Source organism: Streptomyces sp. NPDC101118, from assembly GCF_044759445.1.
Lineage (GTDB): Bacteria > Actinomycetota > Actinomycetes > Streptomycetales > Streptomycetaceae > Streptomyces.
In genome coordinates, this window is record NZ_JBIVZG010000017.1 from 65,126 (window position 1) to 85,912 (window position 20,787).

Here is a 20,787-nt window from a genome sequence, read left to right on the forward strand (position 1 = left end):
CGGAACGGTACAGACCACTTTTCGTGGAGTGTTCGCGTCGAGTTCGAGCGCCCGGCGGGCGCGGCGGGAGCACGGGCCCCTTCACGGCCCTTCACGGCCCCTTCCCGGGCCCTTCCCGGGCCCTTCCCGGGCCCTTTCCGCGCGCGGACCCGCCGCGGAGCATTCCCTTCCGGGCAAGCGACCGCTTAGTATGCCCCGGAGCGTGGTTCCTCGACGGCGGCTGGAGGCCCCGGATGCAGGCATGGCGAGTACACACCCACGGCGAGCCCCGCGAGGTCATGCGCCTCGACGAGGTGCCGGCCCCCGAACCCGGCGAGGGCGAGGTGCGGCTGCGCGTCCTGGCCGCCAACGTCAACTTCCCCGACGCCCTGCTCTGCCGGGGCCAGTACCAGATCCGCCCCGACCTGCCCTTCACCCCCGGCGTCGAGGTGTGCGGCGAGACCGAGGACGGCCGCCGTGTGATCGCCAACCCTCGCCTGCCGCACGGCGGTTTCGCCGAGTACGTCACCGCCGACGCCCGCGCCCTCCTGCCGGCGCCCGAGGCCCTCGACGACGCCGAGGCCGCCGCCCTGCACATCGGCTACCAGACCGGCTGGTTCGGCCTGCACCGCCGGGCCGGCCTGCGCGCGGGCGAGACCCTCCTCGTGCACGCCGCCGCCGGGGGCGTCGGCAGCGCCGCCGTCCAGCTCGGCAAGGCCGCAGGGGCCACCGTCATCGGCGTCGCCGGCGGCAAGGCCAAGGCCCGCACCGCCGAGGAACTGGGCTGCGACCTGGTGATCGACCGGCACGCCGAGGACATCGTCGCCCGGGTCAAGGAGTTCACCGGCGGCCGCGGTGCCGACGTCGTGTACGACCCGGTCGGCGGCGACGCGTACACCGCCTCCGCCAAGTCCGTGGCGTTCGAGGGCCGCATCGTGGTCGTCGGCTTCGCCGGCGGCACCGTCCCCGCGCCCGCCCTCAACCACGCGCTGGTCAAGAACTACGCGATCCTCGGCCTGCACTGGGGCCTCTACAACACCAAGGACCCGGCCGCCGTCCGCGCCTGCCACGAGGAGCTCACCCGGCTCGCCGACGCCGGCGCCATCAGGCCGCTCGTCAGCGAGCGCGTCCCGCTGGACCGCGCCGCCGACGCCGTACAGCGCGTCGCCGACGGCACCACCACCGGCCGCCTCGTCGTCCTCCCCGCAACCGGAGCCGCCCGATGACCGGCATCACCGCCGCCGACGTCACCGCCCGGGTACGGGACCTCCTCGCCGCCCACCCGCCGGCGAGCACCGACCGCCTGGACTTCCTCCGCGCCCGCTTCGACGCCGGCCTCGCCTGGGTCCACTACCCCGAAGGCCTCGGCGGCCTCGGCGCCCCCCGCACCCTCCAGGCCGTGGCCGACGCCGAACTGGAGAAGGCCGGGGCACCCGACAACGACCCGCGCCGCATCGGCATCGGCCTCGGCATGGCCGCGCCCACGATCCTCGCGTACGGCACCGAGGAGCAGAAGCGCCGCTTCCTGCGTCCCCTGTGGACCGGCGAGGAGGTGTGGTGCCAGCTCTTCAGCGAGCCCGGCGCCGGCTCCGACCTCGCCGCCCTCGGCACCCGCGCGGTCCGCGAGGAGACCGCCCCGGGACCTGGCCACACGGGAACCGCCTCGGACCCCGGCCACACGGGAACCGCCTCGGACCCCGGCCACACGGGAACCGCCGGAGACTGGATCGTCGACGGCCAGAAGGTGTGGACCTCCAGCGCCCACCTCGCCCGCTGGGCCATCCTCATCGCCCGCACCGACCCGGGCCTGCCCAAGCACCAGGGCATCACGTACTTCCTCTGCGACATGACCGCCCCCGGCGTCGAGGTCAGGCCGCTCCGCCAGCTCACCGGCGAGGCCGAGTTCAACGAGGTCTTCCTCACCGGCGTCCGGATCCCCGACGCCCACCGCCTCGGCGCCGTCGGCCAGGGCTGGGAGGTGGCCCGCACCACCCTCATGAACGAACGCGTCTCCATCGGCGGCATGCGGCTGCCCCGCGAGGGCGGCATGATCGGCCCGGTCGCCGCCGCCTGGCGCGCCCGCCCGGAACTGCGTACCCACGCACTCCACCAGCGGCTCCTCGGCCTCTGGGTCGAGGCCGAGGTGGCCCGCCTGACCGCCGAGCGGCTGCGCCAGCAGCTCGCCGCCGGCCAGCCCGGCCCCGAGGGCTCCGGCATGAAGCTCACCTTCGCCCGCCTCAACCAGGAGATCAGCGGCCTGGAGGTCGAACTCCTCGGCGAGGAGGGCCTGCTGTACGAGGACTGGACGATGCGCCGCCCCGAACTCGTCGACTTCACCGGCCGCGACGCCGGCTACCGCTACCTCCGCTCCAAGGGCAACTCCATCGAGGGCGGCACCAGCGAGATCCTCCTCAACATCGTCGCCGAACGCGTCCTCGGCCTGCCGCCCGAGCCGCGCGACGACAAGGACCTGCCCTGGAAGGACCTGGCCAAGTGAGCGACCTGCGCTACACCGACACCGAGGAAGAACTCCGCGCCGCCGTACGGGCCCTGCTCACCGACCGGGCCCCCGCAGCCGCCGTGCTGGCCCGCGCCGAATCCGGCACGCCCTACGACCCGGCGCTGTGGGAGGCCCTCGGCGCCGGGATCGGCGCCGCCGGGCTGCTGGTCCCCGAGAAGCTCGGCGGCCAGGGCGCCGGCCCCCGCGAGGCCGCCGTCGTGCTGGAGGAGCTGGGCCGCGCCGTCACCCCGGTCCCCTACCTCACCAGCTCCGTCATCGCCACCGAGGCCCTGCTCGCCTGTGACGCCCAGCTCCCCGCCGTCGCCCGCCTGCTGGCCTCCCTCGCCGCCGGCACGGCCGTCGCCGTCGTCGCCCTGCCGCTCACCCTCGGGCCCGGCGCACAGGGCCCCGCCCCGGTCCGCGACACCGGCGGCGGACTGCTCAGCGGCACCGTCACCTCCGTGGCCGACGCGGCCGCCGCCGACGTCCTGCTCGTCCTCGCCGACACCGGCCTCTTCGCCGTACGCGCCGAGGAGGCGGGCATCGACCCCGCCGTCCCCCTCGACCTCACCCGCCCCCTGGCCACCGTCCGCCTCGACCGCGCGTACGGCGAACCGCTCGCCGGACCCGTCACGGCCGCCGCCGTGCTGCGCCGGGCCCTGCTCGCCGGCGCCGGACTGCTCGCCTCCGAGCAGCTCGGGCTGGCCGACTGGTGCCTGACCGAGACCGTGCGCCACGTCCGCGAGCGCCACCAGTTCAACCGGCCCGTCGGCTCCTTCCAGGCCCTCAAGCACCGGCTCGCCCAGCTCTGGCTGGAGGTGGCCCAGGCCCGCGCCGCCGCCCGCAACGCGGCCGACGCCCTGGCCACCGGGGACACCGAAACGGCCCTCGCCGTCTCCCTCGCCCAGGCCTACTGCTCGCGGGTGGCCGTGCGGGCCGCCGAGGAGTGCGTACAACTGCACGGCGGCATCGGCATGACCTGGGAACACCCGGCCCACCTGCACCTCAAGCGGGCCAAGGCCGACTCGCTCGCGCTGGGCACCCCGGGCCACCACCACGACCGCATCGCCCAGCTCGCCGCCCTCCCGGCCCCCTGACGGCCGGGCGGGCCGAGGGCGCGCCGTTCCCGGCGAAGTTCCCGGCCGGCGCCGCCGCCGCCGATCACGCGCCGCCGCCGATCACGCGCCGGCCCCGCCCGGGGGCCGGCGCGCCCTCCCGCCCCGCCTCCGGAGCCCGGCCGCCCGGCCCGGCGCGACAGCACACATGGCCGAAACAATCGCTCCCTACCCTGACCGGCATGATCATCCAGCCGCTCTCGGAAGCCGCGCTCCGCGCCCAGCTCGCCTCCCTCGCCGACCTGACGCTCGACACCGTCGCCGGGGGCAACTCCCTCGGCTTCCTCGCCGGAGTCGGCCACGCCGAGGCCGCCGCCTGGTGGGAGTCGCTCCTGCCGGCCGTCTCCGACGGCACGCTCACCGTCTGGACGGCCCTCGACGGCGACCGGGTCGCGGGCACCGTCAGCCTGCGCCGCGAGACCAAGCCCAACGGCCGGCACCGCGCCGAGGTCAACAAGCTGATGGTGCACCGCGCGGCGCGCGGCCGGGGCCTCGCCCGGGCCCTGCTCGCCGAACTCGAGCGGCACGCGGCACACGAGGGACTGGTCCTGCTGCACCTCGACACCGAGACCGGCAGCCCCGCCGAGGGCCTCTACCGCGCCCTCGGCTGGCAGGAGGCGGGCACCGTCCCGGACTTCGCCGCCGACCCGGCCGGCGTCCTCCACCCCACCACCATCTTCTACAAATCCGCGCACGCCCCCGCCGGAGGCGGCCCGACGCCCCGCTGACCCCCGCGCGCCCGCCCCGCAGCTCCCCCCGCGCGCGGCCCCCGGTGACCTCCACTGCACCGGAGCGTTAGACCGTCGGAGTCGGTTGACGCCCCGAGAGGCACGGAGGAGCACGGATGAGCGCCAGCAGCGGGAACATCGGCATCGCCAGGGCAGCCGGAGCACTCGCCGTCAGTCGCCGCCTGGCGCTGCGCACGGCCTTCACCGCGGCCGTCGTGGCGGCCACGGCCGCGGCCCTGGCCCCCGTCGTCCGGGCCGGGCGCGCGGGCCGGCGTACCACCCGCGACGTCGAGCCGACCGTACCGGTCTTCGAGGAGACGTACCGCGGCCGTCACATCACCGCCGTCCGGTACGCCGCCCACGCGCCCGGCGCGCGCGAACGCGTGGCCGTGTACGTCGACGGGCGCTCCCTGCACGTGATGCGCCGCGCCGACGGCAGCTGGCTCAGCGGGGTCAACCACTACGAGTCCTTCCCCTCCCCCCGGGCCCTGGCCCGCGCCGCCGTCGACGAACTCGGCAGCGCCCGCCTCGCCGAGGCCCCCGCGCACCACGCCTGACGGCCCCACCCGCACCCCACGCCCGGCCGCCGGCACGCCACGGCGGCCCCCGATCCCCGCCGAAAGGGCCCGACCCCGTGTACACCCGCCAGAACCAGAAGGACCTCACGAGCGCGCAGAAGAAGAGGTTCGTCGCGGCCGTGCTGGAGCTCAAACGCGACGGCACGTACGACCAGTTCGTCCGCACGCACGACCGCTACTTCGTGCCGGACGACGACGACGGCCTGCGCGTGGGCCACATGTCGCCCTCGTTCTTCCCCTGGCACCGCAAGTACCTGCTGGAGTTCGAGAAGGCGCTCCAGGCCCTCGACCCGGGGCTGTCCGTCCCCTACTGGGACTGGACCAGCGACCGCAGCCCCGCCTCCTCCCTCTGGGCGGAGGACTTCCTCGGCGGGACCGGGCGCGCGGACGACCGGCAGGTGACGACCGGCCCCTTCGCCCACGAGAAGGGCAACTGGCCCATCACGGTCGGCATCCGGGAGGGCCGCTTCCTCACCCGCAACCTCGGCCGCCCGCACAACCCCATCACCCTCCCCACGGCGGCCGAGCTGCAGTGGGCCGTGGACGACCCGGTGTACGACACCGCCCCCTGGGACTCGACGGCCGTCGACGGCGGCTTCCGCAACAAGCTGGAGGGGTGGACCGCGCCCCGCCGCGAGCGCTGGCGGAACCACAACAAGGTGCACCAGTGGATCGGCGGCCACATGACCGGCGGTACCGCGCCGAACGACCCGGCGTTCTGGCTGCACCACTCGTTCGTCGACCTGATCTGGGACCGCTGGCAGCAGAAGCACCCCGGCTCCGGCTACCTGCCGGCGCAGCGCCTCGACCGCTTCGACCGGCAGTACGGGCGGGTGCTCAGCCTGGACGAGCCGATGCCGCCCTGGGGCGTGACGCCCCGTGAACTCCTCTCGCACCGGAACCTCTACCGGTACGCGTAGCCACCGGCGGCCGGGCCGCACGAGGGCCCCGCACAAGCCGCACAAAGGTCCCTGCACAAGGGGTCGGGCCCCCCACCGCGGTTGCGGCGGGGGGCCCGAGGGGGTACTGCGGAGTGCCGGCGATCAGTCGCCGTAGGCGCCCTTGGGCTCGTCGTGCCCGGAGACGTTCTCGCAGTGGTTGCCGAAGGCGGGGTTCAGGAGGCCGATCACGTTCACGGAGTTGCCGCAGACGTTGACCGGAACGTGCACGGGCACCTGGACGACGTTGCCCGAGGCGACACCGGGGGAACCGACCGCGGCGCCGTGCGCTCCGGCATCGGCGACGGCCATGCCGGCGCCGGCGGCCAGAACGGAACCGGCGGCAGCGGTGACGGCTGCTGCCTTCGCGATACGCGACATCGAGATCTCCTTGAGAAATGGAAGCGCCACAAGATCTGTGACGATGACATGGCGTACAACGCCGTGACCGCCCTGGGGTCACGGCCGCTCCGCCTACCTGGTGACGGGGAAGTGCACCGAGCCGAACGCCGGGCCCACCGGGGCGCTGGCACCGGGCTCGACGACCCCGACGACCCGTCCCGCGCACCCCTCCCCGGCGTACAGCACCGCACGCCTGTCCGAGCCGTTCACCACGCCTCCGCCGGCGCCGCCCGCGGCGTCGAAGCAGCCGGCCGGGTCGTGGATGGCGTGGACCTTGTCGTCCGTGCCGAAGAACTGGAAGTCCTGACCGGCGGCGTGGGCCGTGCCCCCGGCAGCCGCCGTGGCGGCCAGGAGGAGTGCCGGGGCCGCCGCGGCCCTCAGGGTGCCGTTGATACGCATGTATGCCTCGCGGTGTGGATGGAGTACCTGCCACCGGTCCAACCATCCGGCCCGGTGCGGGTCACGCCATGTCACCCGTAGGGGCAACGCCGGGCCCGGGAGCCGGCCCGGTACGCCCGAGGGGCCCGCACCCCTCGCACCCGGACCCCCCTCCCCGCCGGGCGGCCCCCGCCGCCGCTGTTTATGCTCGCTTCCTGGGCCTACGGCGCACCGAGGAAATGCGGGAGGGCGACATGGCCATGGACGTGGTGGAACGCGTGGAGGCCGTCACGCGGTACGGCGCGGTACGGGGCACGCGCGAGGGCTCCGTCGCCGTCTTCCGCGGCATCCCGTACGCCGCCCCGCCCGTCGGACCGCACCGGTTCGCCGCGCCCGCGCCGCCCGAGCCCTGGGAGGGCGTGCGCGAGGCCGTCGCCTTCGGACCCACGGCGCCGAAGACCCCGTACCCGGAGCCCTTCGCCTCCCTGCTGACCGACCCGGTCCACCCGGGCGACGACTGCCTGAACCTGAACGTGTGGACCCCGGAACCGGTGGCCGGAGCGGCGCTGCCGGTCATGGTCTGGATCCACGGAGGCGCCCTGACCAGGGGCTCTTCGGCGGTGCCGGTGTACGACGGCTCGTCCTTCGCCCGCGACGGCGTGGTCCTCGTCTCGCTGAACTACCGGCTGGGCGTGGAGGGCTTCGGGCACTTCCCCGACGCGGTGCCGAACCGCGGGCTGCTGGACCAGATCGCCGCCCTGGAGTGGGTGCGGGACAACATCGAGGCCTTCGGCGGCGATCCCGGCCGGGTCACCGTGTTCGGAGAGTCGGCGGGCGCCATCAGCATCGGGGCGCTGCTCGCCTCCCCGCGGGCCGAGGGCCTGTTCCGGCGGGCGGTGCTCCAGAGCGGTCCCCCGGAGGCGCTGCCGCACGTGAAGGTGCGGGCCATGGTGCGCAGGATGGCGGCCCGGCTCAAGGTGCCGGCCACCGCGGCGGCCTTCGCCGAGGTGGACCCGGACGCCCTGCTGGCCGCGCAGGCCGCCGTACTGCGCCGCTCCAGCCCGCTGCTGGGCGGGGCGGCCTTCGGGATCGTCGAGGACGGGGACGCCGTGCCCGGCGACCCGCTGGCCCGGCTCGTCGCGGGCGAGGCGGGGACCGACGTACCGCTGCTGCTGGGCTGGACGGACGAGGAGTACCGGCTGTGGCTGGCGCCCACGGGCGTACTGGGCCACCTGAACCGGATGGGCCCGATGGCCCTCGCGCTGACGGCGGCCCGCGCCGGGATGCCGCTCGCGGCCGTACGGGCCCGGCGGGCGGCACAGCCGGAGCTGCCGGTGGGCGAGGTCGCGGGCCAGGTGCTCACCGACCGGCTGCTGCGGGACCCGCTGCGCGCCCTGGCCGCGGCGGAGCGTCGGGCGCCGGCGTACGTGTACGAGTTCGGCTGGCGCTCGGGCATACCCGGGCTGGGGTCCTGCCACGCCCTGGAGCTGGGCTTCGTCTTCGACGTGCTGGACACCCCGGCGGCCCGCGCGCTGGCGGGCCCCGGGGCGCCGCAGGAACTGGCCGACGCCATGCACGCGGCGTGGGTGTCGTTCGCGGTCACCGGGGACCCGGGCTGGGCCCCGGCCCCCGGGGAGCCCCGCCGGTTCGGCGCATAGCGGGGCCCGGCCGCCCACCCTTCGCGTGTTCGCCGTTCGCGTCCGGACGGAGCCCGGTTCCGCCGCCTAGGAGGCCGGGGTCGGGCCCTCCATGTACTTGCTGATCCACTCGATCGGCCCCTCGCCCATGGCCGGGACGTAGGTGGCGGCGTTGTGCTTGCCGCCCTGGATCTCCTTCAGGGTGGTGTGGACCGGCCCCTTGTTGCCGTAGGTGGCGATGAACTTCTTCACGTCCGGGAGGGTCTTGGTGTTGCTCTCGTTCGTGCCGACCTGGAAGGCCAGGTAGACGTCCGGCCCCTTGCGGTCGATCAGCTGCTGGGCCAGGACCTGCGGGTTGTTCTCCTGCTTCTCCTTCTCGTGGCCCTTCCAGAGCCGCGAGTCCGGCACGATGTCCGGTCCTGAGGCGATCACGGCCTTGAACTTGTCCGGGTGCTTCAGCACCGCCTTCAGGCCGTTGAAACCGCCCGTGGAGGAGCCCATGAAGGCCCAGCCGTCCCGGGACTTGATGGTGCGGAAGTTCTCCTTCATCAGCTGCGGGACGTCCTCGGCGAGCCAGGTGCCCATCTTGGGCTGGCCGGGGATGTCACTGCCGTCCCAGTACGTGCCGTCCGTGTCCGGCTCCGGGTTCTGCACCGGCATGGCCAGCAGGAAGGGCTTGCTCTTGCCCTCGTCGTACCACTTGGTGATGCTCTCCTGGAGCTTGAGGTCGGTGCCCATCCAGTAGTTCATCGGGTAGCCCGCGCCGCCGGGCAGGGCGATCATCACCGGGAAACCGCTCTTGGCGAACTTCGGGTCCGAGTACGCCTTGGGGGCCCACACCCAGACCTTGCCGGTGAAGCCCGACTTCTTGCCCGTGTACGTCACCACGCCGATCTTGGTGCCGTCCTCGAGGGTGTTCGCCACCTTGAACTCGGCCTTCGGGCCGGTCGGCAGCGAGACCTTGGAGTCGGCGGGCCTGGCGGTGCCGCCCGACTGACCGCCGCCCGCGTCGGGGCCGGGGTCGGCGGGGGTCTGGTCGAAGGAGACCGGGTCGCCCTTGTCCGTGAACGGCGGGATCTCGTAGTGGCTCATCACCTGCCAGGCGCCCACGCCGAGGACGGCGAGGGTGGTGCCGGCGATCAGCAGGCGGCGCCCGCGCCGGCGGGGCGGCCGGCCCTGGTCCTCGGGGGAGGGGTCGCCGTCGCGGGGGTGGGGCGGGAGCGGGGGCTCCTGGTGGTGGGCCGGTGAGTGGCCGTGGCCGGGGGCGGGGGCGTACGGGGTGGGGGGCTCGTACGGCTCGTGGGTGTCGTACGAGCCCGGGGTGCCGTACGGCTCCCGGGTGTCGTACGGCTCCCGGGTGTCGTACGGCTCCCGGGTGTCGTACGGGCCGGGGGCCTGGGGGGAGCCGTACGGGGGATTGCCGTACGGCGGCTGGTGGCCGTAGGGCTGCTGGGGGTGCTGCGGTTGCTGCGGCTGCCGGGGGTGCGCGGGCTGCTGAGGGTGCTGCCCGGGCGCGCCGTGCGGAGGGCGGGCGGCGTACGGGCCCTGGCCGTGGCCCCGGGGGGCGTCATGGCCGGGGGTGCGGTACTGCGGGGACCCGTACGGGCGGGTGGCCTGCTCCGGTGTTCCGTACTGCGGCGAGCCGTGCTCGGGGGACCCGTAGGGCGCGTACGGCTGTGCGGATCCGTACGGCCCGCCGGTCCCGTACTCCTGCGGGGAACCGTATTCCTGCGGGGACCCGTGGCCTTCGGGCGGGCGGTTCCCCTCGGGCGGGCGGTTGCCCTGGGGGGTGCCCCCGTTGGGTGCGTACGTCATCACGGATCTCCGGCTCGGGTCTGCCCCGAAGGGCGAACTGTCATTCGGCTCTGAGGATGTGGATCAGCCCCGCCGGGTTGCCCGCTTTGCCGCATCTTGACCTTTGGCTCCCGGTGCCGGCTGCCGGAGGGGCCCCGGGCGCGGATCCGAGGGGACGCCGCGGCCCATGCCGCCCGGGGTGCGCACCGATACCGGAAGCGCATGCCGGGCGGCGCCGAGTTCTCTGGCCCCGGTGCGGCCCGCTCGCTACGGTGCGACCCGCGCGCCGCCCGCCCCGCCCGCAGGCCCCCCGGAGGTCGTCCGTGTCCGGCTCGTTCCCCTGCCCGTTCCGCCCCGCCCCGTGTCCGTGCCGCCCTGCCGCCCCGCCGCTGCCCTCGGCCGCGGCCAGGTCGTACCGCCCGCCGTGTACGTAGCGGACAGCCGCGGCATGCCCCCGGCCCAGGCAGGGCCGGCACCGCACACGGGAGCGGAAGCGGCCGGCCCCCGGCCGCGCGCGGCCGTCGCCCCCACCGTGCTCGCCCTCGGCACGGTCTCGCTGGTCACCGACGTCTCCGCCGAGATGGTGACCGCCGTCCTGCCCCTCTACCTCGTCGCGGGACTGGGCCTCTCCCCGCTCGGCCTCGGCCTGGTCGACGGCCTGTACAACGGGGTGAGCGCGCTGGTCCGGCTCGTCGGCGGGCACCTCGCCGACCGGTCCGGCCGCCACAAGGCCGTCGCCGGCCTCGGCTACGCCCTCTCGGCCCTCTGCAAGCCGCTGCTCCTCGTCGTGCACACCCTCCCGCTGATCGGGGCGGTGCTCGCCGCCGACCGCACCGGCAAGGGCCTGCGCACCGCGCCCCGCGACGCGCTGATCTCCCTGGCCAGCGCGCCCGGGGAGTGCGGACGCGCCTTCGGCGTGCACCGGGCCATGGACACCGCCGGGGCGCTCCTCGGACCGCTCGCCGCCTTCCTGATCCTGCGGGAGGCCGCCGGCGGCTACGACGCGGTGTTCGCCGTCAGCGGCTGCGTCGCCCTGCTCGGCGTGCTGGTGCTGGTGCTCTTCGTCCCCGGCCGGCGCCGGGCCCCCGGGCCGCCGGCGGGGGGCCCGGGGGACTCGGGCGACTCGGGGGGCCCGGGGCGGGTCACGCTGCGGGCTTCCCTGGGCCTGCTGCGCCGGCCCGCCCTGCGCCGCACCTGCCTCTGCGCCCTGCTGCTGGGCCTGACCACGGTCGGCGACGCCTTCGTCTTCCTGCTGCTCCAGCGCCGCACCGGGCTGGCAGACCGCTGGTTCGCCCTGCTGCCCCTGGGCACGGCGGCCGCGTTCCTGCTGCTCGCCCTGCCGCTGGGGCGCCTCGCCGACCGTGCCGGGCCCTGGCGGGTGTTCCTCGGCGGCCACCTCGCGCTGCTCGCCGGGTACGGGCTGCTGCTCGGCCCGTGGCGGGGCGCGGCGCTGCCGTACGCGGTCCTGCTGCTGCACGGCCTGTTCTACGCGGCCACCGACGGCGTGCTGATGGCCGCCGCGGCGGACGCCGTGCCCGAGGAGCTGCGCGCGGGCGGCCTGGCGCTCGTACAGACCGGGCAGGCCCTGGCCAGGTTCCTCGGCTCGCTCGCCTTCGGTGCCGCCTGGACCGCCTGGGGCGAGCGGCCCGCGCTGCTCCTCGCCGGCACCGGGCTGGCCCTGGCGGCCGCGCTCGCCGTCCGGCTCCGCCCGCCCCGCACCCCCGAGGAGGACCCTGCATGACCGGCCCCACCGCCCGCGGGCGGCTGTTGATCCTGCTCGTCGCGCTGCTCGTCCTCGGCGGCCTCGCCGGGGGCGCCGTGTGGCGGGCCGCCGACCGGGCCGCGGCCCGGGACCGCGGCCGCGCCGACGGTCCCCGGGAACGGCCGGGCCCGGTCTCCCTGGCGGACGGCGGCGAACGGCGCCTGGTCTTCCGGAACATGTCCTGGGGCCCGTACCGCGACACGCTGGCCAGCGTGCCCGCCGGGGCGCCCGGCGGCCCCCGCACCGTGTCGGGGCTGCGCTGCCTGCGCTTCCACGCGGCCGGCGGCACCGGGATCTGCCTCCAGCAGGCGGGCGGCACGGTGACCGTGAGCCACCGGGCCGTGGTCCTCGACGCCCGCCTGCGGGAGGTCGCCCGGCATCCCGTCGCGGGCATCCCGACCCGGGCCCGGGTCTCGCCCAGCGGACGGTTCGTCGCGTGGACGGTGTTCGTCGGCGGGGACTCGTACGCCGGGACCGCGTTCTCCACCCGGACCTCCGTCCTCGACCTGCGCAGCGGGCGGCTCGAACCGACGCTGGAGGCCTTCGCGGTGGTCAGGGACGGGGCGCCGTACCGCGCGTCCGACGTGAACTTCTGGGGCGTCACCTTCAGCCGCGACGACCGGCACTTCTACGCGACCCTCGCCACCGGGGGCCGCACCCACCTGGTCCGCGGCGACCTGGCGAAACGGTCCGTCACCACCCTGCGGACGAACGTGGAGTGCCCCTCGCTGTCGCCCGACGAGACCCGCATCGCCTTCAAGAAGCGGGTGCCGGGCCTGCCCGCCGAGGCGCCCTGGCGGCTGCACGTGCTGGACCTGGCCGACCTGCGCGACCACCCCCTCGCCGAGGCCCGGAGCGTCGACGACCAGGCGGTCTGGACCGACGGCCACACCCTCGCCTACGCCCTGCCCGGCGACTTCGGCTCCGACCTGTACACCGTCCCCGCCGACGGCACGGGTACCCCCCGCCGCTTCCTCACCTCGGCCCTGGCCCCGGCCCGGCTGGGCTGAGCACCGTCGCGCCGCCGCCGCACCGGGTGGCGCCCGGCGGTGGCACTAGGTTGGCGGGATGGACTTCACGACGACGGACGGTACGCGGATCCACTACGAGGTGTCCGGCCCGGCCGGCGGCACCCCCGTGCTGCTGGTGCACGGCCACCCCTTCGACCGCACCCTGTGGGACCCGCAGGCCCGGGCCCTGGCGGCGGCCGGGTACCGGGTGGTCACCCCGGACCTGCGCGGCTACGGCCGGAGCGAGGTCGTGCCCGGCACGACGTCCTTCGAGGCGTTCGCCGGCGACCTCGCCGAACTCCTGGACCACCTCGGGCTGGAGCGGGCCGTGGTGGGCGGGGTCTCCATGGGCGGCCAGCTCACCATGGAGTTCCACCGGCTGTTCCCCCGGCGGGTGCTGGCGCTGGTGCTGGCCGACACCTCGCCCCGGCCCGAGACGGAGGACGGCAAGGCGTTCCGCAGGGCGCTGGCCGACCGGCTGGTGGCGGAGGGGATGGGCGGCTACGCGGACGAGGTGATCGACAAGATGATCACTCCGGCCCATGTCACCGCCCTGCCCGAAGTGGCCGCGCACGTCCTGGGCATGATGCGCGGCACCGACCCGGAGGGCGCCGCCGCCGCGCTGCGCGGCCGTGCCGAACGCACCGACCACCGGCCCGGTCTGGCGGCCGCCCGGGTGCCGGCCCTGGTCGTGGTCGGCGAGGAGGACGTGTACACGCCGGTGGCGGACGCCGAGGAACTCCACGCCCTGGTACCGGAGTCCGCCCTCGTGGTCATCCCCGGAGCCGGTCACCTGCCGGGGGTGGAGGCGCCGGAGGCCTTCAACGCGGCGCTGCTGGAGTTCCTGGCGAAGGTGTGAGGCGGGACCCGTCGGCAGCGGGGCGGTGTGCCCGGCGGGCGTCGGACGGCAGGCGGCAGGCGGCGTGTAATCCGGGCCCGGGGGCGTGCTCGTCGGTGCCCTGGGGGCGGGCTCGTCGGGTGGGGAGGGGGCTTCTCGGGTGCCCGGGGGCGTGCTCCTCACCTGCCGGGTGGTGCGGTCCGGGGCGGGCGGGCGACGAGCGGGGGCGGGCGGGGCGACGAACCGGGGCGGTCGAACGTAGGATCGGCTGCCATGACTGGATCCGGATCCTGGTCCGTCGCCGGGGTGGACCTGCACGTCGACCTCGACGCGGCGGGGGGCCGCCGCACGGCCCTCGAACACGGCCTGCGCGACGCCGTCCGCACCGGACGCCTGGTCTCCGGCGCCCGGCTGCCCTCCACCCGCCGGCTCGCCGCCGAACTGGGCCTGTCCCGCGGCACCGTTCAGGCCGCGTACGACCAACTCACCGCCGAGGGCTACCTCACCGCCCGCCAGGGCGCCGGCACGGTGGTGGCGGCCCTCGCCACCGCCCGCGGAGGAGCCGGGGCGGAGGCCGCGCGCCCCGACGCCCCCCGGCTCGACCTGCGCCCGGGCAGCCCCGACGTCGGTACCTTCCCGGTGGCCGCCTGGCTGCGGGCGGTGCGGCGCGCGCTCACCACGGCGAGCGCGGAAACGTACGGCTACGGCGACCCGCTCGGCCGCCCCGAACTCCGCACCGCCCTCGCCGGCTACCTCGGCCGGACCCGGGGCGTCCTCGCCGACCCCGGCCGGATCGTGGTCGTCTCCGGTTACGTCCAGGGTCTCTCGCTGCTCTCCCGCGTCCTCGCCGGTGCCGGTGCCCGTACCGTCGCCATGGAGGACCCCGGCCTCGCCTTCCACCGGGAGGTGGTCCGCCGTACCGGGCTCGCGGTCCGGCCGCTGCCGGTGGACGAGCGCGGCGCGCACCCCGAGGCCCTCGACGGCGCCGACGCGGCCGTGGTCACCCCGGCGCACCAGTACCCGACGGGCGTCCCGCTCCACCCGGCCCGGCGCCGCGAACTGACCGCCTGGGCCCGCGCGCGGGGCACGCTTCTCGTGGAGGACGACTACGACGGGGAGTTCCGGTACGACCGCCAGCCGGTCGGCGCCCTCCAGGGGACCGCGCCCGGCCACGTCGCGTACCTCGGCACGGTCTCCAAGTCCCTGGCCCCCGCGCTGCGGCTGGCCTGGATGGTGCTGCCGGAGCACCTCGTCGGCCCGGTCCTGGACGCCAAGCTGCACACCGACCACCACACCGAGACGCTGGGGCAGCTGGCCCTGGCCGAGCTGATGGCCGGTCACACCTACGACCGGCACGTGCGCGCGGTCCGGATGCGGTACCGGCGCCGCCGCGACCTGCTGGCCGGCCGCCTCGCCCCGTACGGCCGGGTCAGCGGCGTCGCCGCCGGGCTGCACGCCCTGCTCGAACTCCCGGACGGGGGACCGGCGGAGGCGGATCTGCGGCGGAGGGCGGATGCGGCCGGACTGGCGCTGGGCTGGCTCGGCGACCACTGGCACACCCCGGGCGACCGGCCGCAGGGCCTGGTGGTCGGCTACGGCACGCCGCGCGAACGGGACTACCCGCAGGCGCTGGAGGAGCTGGTGCGGGTCTTGGACGGGGCGTAGGGAGGAGCCGGGGCTGCCGGGACTGGCAGGGCAGCCGACCGGGGCAAAGTGGCCCAGTCCCACGGCAGCAGAATGGCCCTGCTCATCGGGCCATCGCGACCGTAGCCTCGGAGTGTCCCCGAATCCCCGAAGGCCGCCCCTGAAGGCCACCCCGGAGTCACCCGATGCGGATCCTGCCCCCGTCCGGACCGGCGCGGCTGCTCGCCGCCGCCCAGCTGAGCAACTCCGTCGGCGACGGCGCCTATTACGTCAGCTCCGCGCTGTACTTCACCGGAGTGGCCGGCCTCTCGCCCGCGCAGGTCGGCCTCGGCCTGACCGTGGCCTGGGCGGTCGGCTCCGTCGCCGGGGTGCCGCTGGGGGCGCTCGCCGACCGGCGCGGGCCGCGCGGCACTGCGGTCCTGCTGGCACTGGCCGCCGCGGGCGCGGTGGCGTCGTTCCTGCTGGTGGACTCCTTCGGGGCGTTCCTGGTGGCCGCCGTCGGGTACGCGACCGCGCAGTGCGGACTGGCCGCGGCCCGGCAGGCGCTGCTGGCCGGGCTGGTGGCGCCGGGGGAGCGGACCGGCGTACTGGCCCGCCTCCAGGCCGTGGGCAACGCCGGACTGGCCGCGGGCGCGGCGGTGGGCGGTCTGGCGCTGCACGTGGGGACGCGGGAGGCGTACCTCGCGGTGTTCGTCCTGGACGCGCTGACCTTCCTGCTGGGCGCGGGCCTCCTGTGGCGCGTACCGGCTGTGGCTCCGGCGGGCGGTGGGGCGGTCCGCGCTGCGGGGACGGCTGCGGCGGGCGGTGCGGGCCGGGCTGCCGGCACGGCTCCGGTGGGGGAGCGCCGGCTCGCGGTGCTGCGCGACCGGCCGTACGCGCTCGTGACCCTGCTCAACGCCGTGCTGCTGCTCCGGCTGCCGCTGCTCAGCCTCGTGCTGCCGCTCTGGATCGTCGGCCGCACCGACGCGCCCGGCTGGCTGGTCTCGGGCCTGTTCGTCCTCAACACCGGGGCCGTGATGCTGTTCCAGGTGCGTGCGGCGCGCTCGGTGACCGGGCTGGCCGGAGCCGCCCGGGCGGTGCGTTCGTCGGGCTGGATCATGCTGGCGTCGTGCGCGGTCTTCGCCCTCTCCGGCTGGCGGCTCGGGGCCTGGGCCGGGGCGGCGGTACTGGTGGCCGGCGCGGTGCTCCAGGTGGCCGCCGAGATGCGGCAGTCGGCGGGCGGCTGGCAGATCGGCTTCTCCCTGGCGCCGGCCCACCAGATCGGCCAGTACCAGGGCTTCTTCGGCACCGGAGTGCCGGTGGCCCGCACCCTGGGCCCCCTGCTGCTGACCTCCCTGGTGGTGGCCGGCGGCGTCCCGGGCTGGCTGCTGCTGGGCGGCATCTTCCTGGCCGCGGGCTACGCGATGGGCCCGGCCACCCGCTGGGCCGCCGGCACCCGCCCGCCCACCCCGACCCCGGAGCCCACCCGCCCCCTCACCCAAGCGGCCTGACGGCCACCCACTGCAGCCCACCCGGAGACGAGCCCGATCCCCGGCATGACGGGACGAGCCGTCCCGCGGCCATCCGGGAGACGAAGGCCGCTCCCACGTCCGGCGGGTCCCCGGGCGAGCCGACCGGTTCGCGGCGCCGTTCGGCACCCGTGGGCGAAGAGGTTCAGTCGGGCAGTGCCACGGTGAGGTCCACCTCGACGAGCTGTCCCGTGAAGCCGAGCTGCGCCACTCCCAACAGCGTGCTGGCCGTGGTGAACGCCGGCCCGAGAGCCGAGTCGGTGAGCCGACGCCAGGCGACGCCCAGGACGTCTCTGTCGTCGCTCCGCACGTAGATCACCGAGCGCACCACGTGCTGCGGCTCGGCATCCACGGCAGCCAAGGCGGCGAGGGCGTTCGCGACCACCTGGTCGACTTGCACCTCAAGCGATCCGGAACCGACGAGGGAGCCGCTCCGGTCGAGCGGGCACTGTCCCGCCAGGTAGGCCGTACGACCGGTCTCCACCACGGTGATGTGGTGATAGCCCGGCGTGGAGTGCAGCTGCTCGGGGTTGATACGAGTGATCTTCGCAGTCATGCCCGCGAGTCTGACCCGCATGCTGCCGGTGCGCACCGCAATTTGTCCCTCCGGGCGACACGCGCGGCGGCCGGAAGGCCGAGGAACGGGCTCAGCGGCGGGTCCCGTCACTCGCCGACCGGACCCGTGAACGCCCCCGCGCGGGCCGCTGACGCGGCTGCGCGGGCCGCCGTGGCGGGGAGGTGCGGGGCCGGGGGCGTGCCCAGGAGGACCAGCTCGTGGTAGAGCGGGGCCGTCGCCGCGACCAGGAGGTCCCGCGAGCGGGTGCCGGCCGGGAGTTCGCCCCGCTGCTCCGCGCGTGCGGCCACCACCGCGCAGCGCGCGTACCGGTCCTCCCAGAAGGCGCGCAGCGCGTCCGCCGCCTGGGCCGAGCGGAACGACGCCGCGATCAGCGCCGTGGTCAGCGGGGGATCGGCGGTCACGCCGGCCAGGATCTCCTCGTTCAGGGCGGTCAGGTCGCCCTCCAGCGTGCCCGTGTCGGCCGGCTCCCAGCTGTCGTCGGCGGCCGCGTCCAGCAGGTCGGCCAGCAGTCCGCCGACGTCCCGCCAGCGCCGGTAGACGGTGGTGCGGTGGACGCCGGCCCGCTCGGCCACCGCGTCGACGGTGAGCGCGTCGTACCCCTGCTCGACCAACTGCGCACCGGCTGCCTCGAGGACCTGGGCGCGGACCCGGGCGCTGCGGCCCCCCGGGCGGGAACCGCTTGCGGATGTCGTGGATGCCATGGCAGCATCTTAACGCAACGATCGTCGCTTTAAGGAGTTCCCCACGCAGCCCACGACCGGCACCACCCCGACCGGCACCACCCAGCTCACCCTCCGCGCCGTCACCAAGGCGTACGACGGCCACGTCGTCCTCGACGGCGTCAGCTGCTCGCTCCCCGCGGGCCGGCGCACCGGGATCATCGGCGAGAACGGCTCGGGCAAGTCCACGCTGCTCCGCCTGCTCGCCGGTGCGGAGGCGCCCGACCAGGGCACCGTCACCGTCCGCGCCGCCGGCGGCCTCGGCCGGCTCGCCCAGGAGGAGCACCTCCCCGGCCACCTCACCGTCCAGCGCGTCATCGACCGCGGCCTCGCCGGCCTGCGGGCCCTCGAAACCCGGATGCGCGAGCTGGAGAAGGCCATGACCGGCGGCGACGAGAGCGGCCTGGCCGAGTACGGCGACCTCCTCACCGCCTTCGAACTGCGCGGCGGGTACGACGCCGACGCCCGCCTGGAGCGCGCCCTGCACGGCCTGGGCCTGGCCCGGCTGCCCCGTGACCGCCGCGTCGGAAGCCTCTCGGGCGGCGAACGGGTGCGCCTGCGCCTGGCCGCCCTGCTGGCCGGGTCCCCCGAGGTGCTGCTGCTCGACGAGCCCACCAACCACCTCGACGACAACGCCCTCACCTGGCTGGAGGAACACCTGCGCGGCCGCGCAGGCACCACCGTCGCCGTCTCGCACGACCGGACCTTCCTCGACCGGGTGGCCGACGTCCTCGTCGAGGCCGACGCCGACACCAGGACGCTCACCCGGTACGGCAACGGCTACGCCGGCTACCTCGCCGCGAAGGCCGCAGAACGCGCCCGCCGCGCCCAGGCCCACGAGCGGTGGCGGGCGGAGGCCGAGCGGCTGCGCGAGGCGGCGGCCACCACCGCCCGCCGGGTGGCACCGGGGCGGGCCGTCAGGGACGGCAACAAGATGGCGTACGACCGGGCGGCCGGCCGCGTCCAGCAGTCCCTGGCCGGGCGGGTCCGCAACGCGGAGGAGCGGCTGCGCCGCCTGCTGGCCGAGCCGGTCCCGGCCCCCGCCGCACCGCTGCGCTTCACCGCCGAACTCCGCACGGCCGGACTCGGTACGGCCGGGCGGGCGTCCGGCACCCTCGTCGATGCCGAAGGCATCGGCGTGACCGGCCGCCTGCGCCCGCTCGGCCTGACGCTCTCGGCCGGCGACCGGCTGCTGGTCACCGGCCCCAACGGGGCGGGCAAGAGCACCCTGTTGCGCATCCTGGCCGGCGAACTCGCCCCGGACCGGGGCCGGATCACCCGCCGGGGCCGCGTCGGCCTCCTGTCGCAGCAGCCCGATCCGGGCCCGCCCGGCCGCACCGTACGCGCCGCCTTCGGCCCCGAGGGCACCGCCCGGCTGCTCTCCCTCGGGCTGTTCGCGCCCGACCGCCTCGACACGCCCGTCGGGCGGCTCTCCACCGGACAGCGCCAACGGCTCGCCCTGGCCCGCCTGGTGGCCGGACCGGCCGACGTCCTGCTGCTCGACGAGCCGACGAACCACCTCTCCCTCGCCCTGGTCGAGGACCTCGAAGCGGCCCTCGACCACTACCCGGGAGCCCTGGTGGTCGTCAGCCACGACCGCCGGCTGCGTGACCGCTGGCACGGCGCCCGCCTCGACCTCACCGCCCCCGCCCCTGGCCCCGCCCCCGCCCCCGCCCTTCAAGGAGCCCTGTGACCGAGCACCGCCCCGGCCGGCACGCACTCCTCCGGGTCTCCGAACCCGGCGAGGGCCCCTACGCGGTCGCCGCCGGCCCCGACGGGGCCGTGTGGACCACCCTCGTCCACGCCGGCGCCGTCGTCCGGCTCGGCCCCGACGGCGAGGTCACCCGGTACGACACCGGCGCCCCGGACTGCGGACCGTCCGTCCTGACCGCCGGCCCGGACGGCGCCCTGTGGTTCACCCGGAACCGCGACCACCGCATCGGCCGCGTCACGACGTCGGGCGAGATCACCGCGTACGACCTGCCCACCCCCGGCAGCGGCCCCTTCGGCATCACCGCCGGCCCGGACGGCGCGCTGTGGTTCACCGCGATGCACACCGACCGCATCGGCCGCATCACCACCTCCGGCGAGGTCACCGAATACCCCCTGTCGGTCACCGGGGCCTTCGCCTCCTTCATCACCGCGGGCCCCGACGGCGCGCTCTGGTTCACCCTCAACCAGGCGGACGCCGTCGGCCGCATCACGACCGGCGGAGACGTCACCCTGTACCCCTTGCCGACCCCGGGCGCCGCGCCCGTCGGCATCACCGCGGGCCCCGACGGCGCCCTGTGGTGCGTGGAGATCGGCGCCGGGCAGATCGCCCGCGTCACCACCGACGGCAGGATCACGGAATTCCCCCTCCCCGACCCCGGCTGCCGCCCCCACGCCATCACGGCGGGCCCGGACGGCCGCTGCTGGTTCACGGCATGGGCCACCAACCGCGTGGCCGCCATCACCCCCGACGGCCAGGTCGAGGAGCACCCCCTCCCCACCACCGCCCCCGAACCCCACGGCCTCGCCTTCACCCCCGACGGCACCCTGTACACGGCCCAGGAATCCGGCCACCTGACCCGTCTGACCCCGCCCTCCACCGGGCAGGCCACGGCCGGAACGGCCGGGTGGCCCCGCCCGGGTGTGCCCCGGGCCGGGTCGGGTACTGGCGGGGCGTGAACGTGGGGGG

Annotated in this window: 18 protein-coding genes and 1 pseudogene; 14 read left to right on the forward strand and 5 right to left on the reverse strand. The window is 75.9% G+C overall.

All coding sequences use genetic code 11. The features are described from left to right. The first annotated feature begins 233 nt into the window (after nucleotides 1-233). The 6 genes from ACIQUQ_RS25095 to ACIQUQ_RS25120 all read left to right on the forward strand — a co-directional run bounded on the left by ACIQUQ_RS25095 (nucleotide 234) and on the right by ACIQUQ_RS25120 (nucleotide 5,820). Nucleotides 234-1,205 (forward strand): NADPH:quinone oxidoreductase family protein, encoded by a 972-nt coding sequence (locus tag ACIQUQ_RS25095; protein WP_403979799.1) that lies wholly within the window; start codon nucleotides 234-236, stop codon nucleotides 1,203-1,205. Continuing rightward, the gene (locus tag ACIQUQ_RS25100) at nucleotides 1,202-2,476 is read left to right on the forward strand and encodes an acyl-CoA dehydrogenase family protein (RefSeq protein WP_403979801.1); all 1,275 of its coding nucleotides are present in this window, start codon (nucleotides 1,202-1,204) and stop codon (nucleotides 2,474-2,476) included. The genes ACIQUQ_RS25095 and ACIQUQ_RS25100 overlap by 4 nt, the downstream gene beginning before the upstream one ends. Continuing rightward, nucleotides 2,455-3,576 carry an acyl-CoA dehydrogenase family protein gene (locus ACIQUQ_RS25105; RefSeq protein ID WP_403980079.1) on the forward strand — a complete coding sequence of 374 codons (1,122 nt, stop codon included), beginning with the start codon at nucleotides 2,455-2,457 and terminating at the stop codon, nucleotides 3,574-3,576. The genes ACIQUQ_RS25100 and ACIQUQ_RS25105 overlap by 22 nt, the downstream gene beginning before the upstream one ends. 200 nt (nucleotides 3,577-3,776) lie before the next feature. Further along, nucleotides 3,777-4,322, forward strand: coding sequence for a GNAT family N-acetyltransferase (locus ACIQUQ_RS25110; RefSeq protein ID WP_403979804.1), 546 nt, complete (start codon nucleotides 3,777-3,779; stop codon nucleotides 4,320-4,322). Between the two features lie 116 nt (nucleotides 4,323-4,438). Beyond that, complete coding sequence (locus tag ACIQUQ_RS25115; RefSeq protein ID WP_403979807.1) at nucleotides 4,439-4,879, forward strand: tyrosinase family oxidase copper chaperone; 441 nt, start codon at nucleotides 4,439-4,441, stop codon at nucleotides 4,877-4,879. A gap of 77 nt (nucleotides 4,880-4,956) precedes the next feature. Next, entirely contained in the window at nucleotides 4,957-5,820 is an 864-nt protein-coding gene (locus tag ACIQUQ_RS25120; protein ID WP_403979809.1) for a tyrosinase family protein, read from the forward strand. A 123-nt stretch (nucleotides 5,821-5,943) separates the two neighbouring features. Here ACIQUQ_RS25120 and ACIQUQ_RS25125 read toward each other — a convergent pair whose 3' ends face one another. Beyond that, the gene (locus ACIQUQ_RS25125) at nucleotides 5,944-6,219 is read right to left on the reverse strand and encodes a chaplin (protein WP_403979812.1); all 276 of its coding nucleotides are present in this window, start codon (nucleotides 6,217-6,219) and stop codon (nucleotides 5,944-5,946) included. Nucleotides 6,220-6,312: 93 nt separating this feature from the next. Beyond that, nucleotides 6,313-6,639, reverse strand: a complete 327-nt coding sequence (locus ACIQUQ_RS25130) for a hypothetical protein (RefSeq protein ID WP_403979815.1) — start codon at nucleotides 6,637-6,639, stop codon at nucleotides 6,313-6,315. Nucleotides 6,640-6,872: 233 nt separating this feature from the next. Here ACIQUQ_RS25130 and ACIQUQ_RS25135 point away from each other — a divergent pair, with 233 nt between their 5' ends. Continuing rightward, on the forward strand, nucleotides 6,873-8,276 hold the full coding sequence (locus tag ACIQUQ_RS25135) for a carboxylesterase/lipase family protein (RefSeq protein ID WP_403979817.1): 1,404 nt from the start codon (nucleotides 6,873-6,875) through the stop codon (nucleotides 8,274-8,276). Nucleotides 8,277-8,342: 66 nt separating this feature from the next. Here ACIQUQ_RS25135 and ACIQUQ_RS25140 read toward each other — a convergent pair whose 3' ends face one another. After that, entirely contained in the window at nucleotides 8,343-10,070 is a 1,728-nt protein-coding gene (locus tag ACIQUQ_RS25140; RefSeq protein ID WP_403979820.1) for an alpha/beta hydrolase-fold protein, read from the reverse strand. 403 nt (nucleotides 10,071-10,473) lie between these two features. Between ACIQUQ_RS25140 and ACIQUQ_RS25145 the strand changes: the two genes are divergently transcribed. The 5 genes from ACIQUQ_RS25145 to ACIQUQ_RS25165 all read left to right on the forward strand — a co-directional run bounded on the left by ACIQUQ_RS25145 (nucleotide 10,474) and on the right by ACIQUQ_RS25165 (nucleotide 16,793). Then, complete coding sequence (locus ACIQUQ_RS25145; RefSeq protein ID WP_403980083.1) at nucleotides 10,474-11,790, forward strand: MFS transporter; 1,317 nt, start codon at nucleotides 10,474-10,476, stop codon at nucleotides 11,788-11,790. Next, the gene (locus ACIQUQ_RS25150) at nucleotides 11,787-12,821 is read left to right on the forward strand and encodes a TolB-like translocation protein (RefSeq protein WP_403979823.1); all 1,035 of its coding nucleotides are present in this window, start codon (nucleotides 11,787-11,789) and stop codon (nucleotides 12,819-12,821) included. Before ACIQUQ_RS25145 ends, ACIQUQ_RS25150 begins: the two co-directional genes overlap by 4 nt. 58 nt (nucleotides 12,822-12,879) lie before the next feature. Beyond that, complete coding sequence (locus ACIQUQ_RS25155; RefSeq protein ID WP_403979826.1) at nucleotides 12,880-13,680, forward strand: alpha/beta fold hydrolase; 801 nt, start codon at nucleotides 12,880-12,882, stop codon at nucleotides 13,678-13,680. A 252-nt stretch (nucleotides 13,681-13,932) separates the two neighbouring features. Continuing rightward, a complete protein-coding gene (locus ACIQUQ_RS25160) occupies nucleotides 13,933-15,324 on the forward strand; it encodes a PLP-dependent aminotransferase family protein (RefSeq protein WP_403979828.1) in 1,392 nt (463 codons plus the stop codon). A gap of 164 nt (nucleotides 15,325-15,488) precedes the next feature. Further along, on the forward strand, nucleotides 15,489-16,793 hold the full coding sequence (locus tag ACIQUQ_RS25165) for an MFS transporter (RefSeq protein WP_403979831.1): 1,305 nt from the start codon (nucleotides 15,489-15,491) through the stop codon (nucleotides 16,791-16,793). Nucleotides 16,794-16,956: 163 nt separating this feature from the next. On the opposite strand, the gene ACIQUQ_RS25170 is transcribed toward ACIQUQ_RS25165, so the two are convergent. Continuing rightward, nucleotides 16,957-17,367: a RidA family protein gene (locus tag ACIQUQ_RS25170; protein WP_403979834.1), complete on the reverse strand. Its 411-nt coding sequence runs from the start codon at nucleotides 17,365-17,367 to the stop codon at nucleotides 16,957-16,959. A gap of 107 nt (nucleotides 17,368-17,474) precedes the next feature. Then, the gene (locus ACIQUQ_RS25175; protein WP_403979837.1) at nucleotides 17,475-18,089 is read right to left on the reverse strand and encodes a TetR/AcrR family transcriptional regulator; all 615 of its coding nucleotides are present in this window, start codon (nucleotides 18,087-18,089) and stop codon (nucleotides 17,475-17,477) included. 82 nt (nucleotides 18,090-18,171) lie between these two features. On the opposite strand from ACIQUQ_RS25175, the pseudogene ACIQUQ_RS25180 reads away from it, so the two are divergent. Further along, nucleotides 18,172-19,800: pseudogene (locus ACIQUQ_RS25180) on the forward strand (ABC-F family ATP-binding cassette domain-containing protein); the annotation flags it as partial. Then, nucleotides 19,797-20,777, forward strand: a complete 981-nt coding sequence (locus ACIQUQ_RS25185) for a virginiamycin B lyase (RefSeq protein ID WP_403979840.1) — start codon at nucleotides 19,797-19,799, stop codon at nucleotides 20,775-20,777. The pseudogene ACIQUQ_RS25180 and the gene ACIQUQ_RS25185, both read left to right, overlap by 4 nt. Nucleotides 20,778-20,787: the final 10 nt, after the last annotated feature.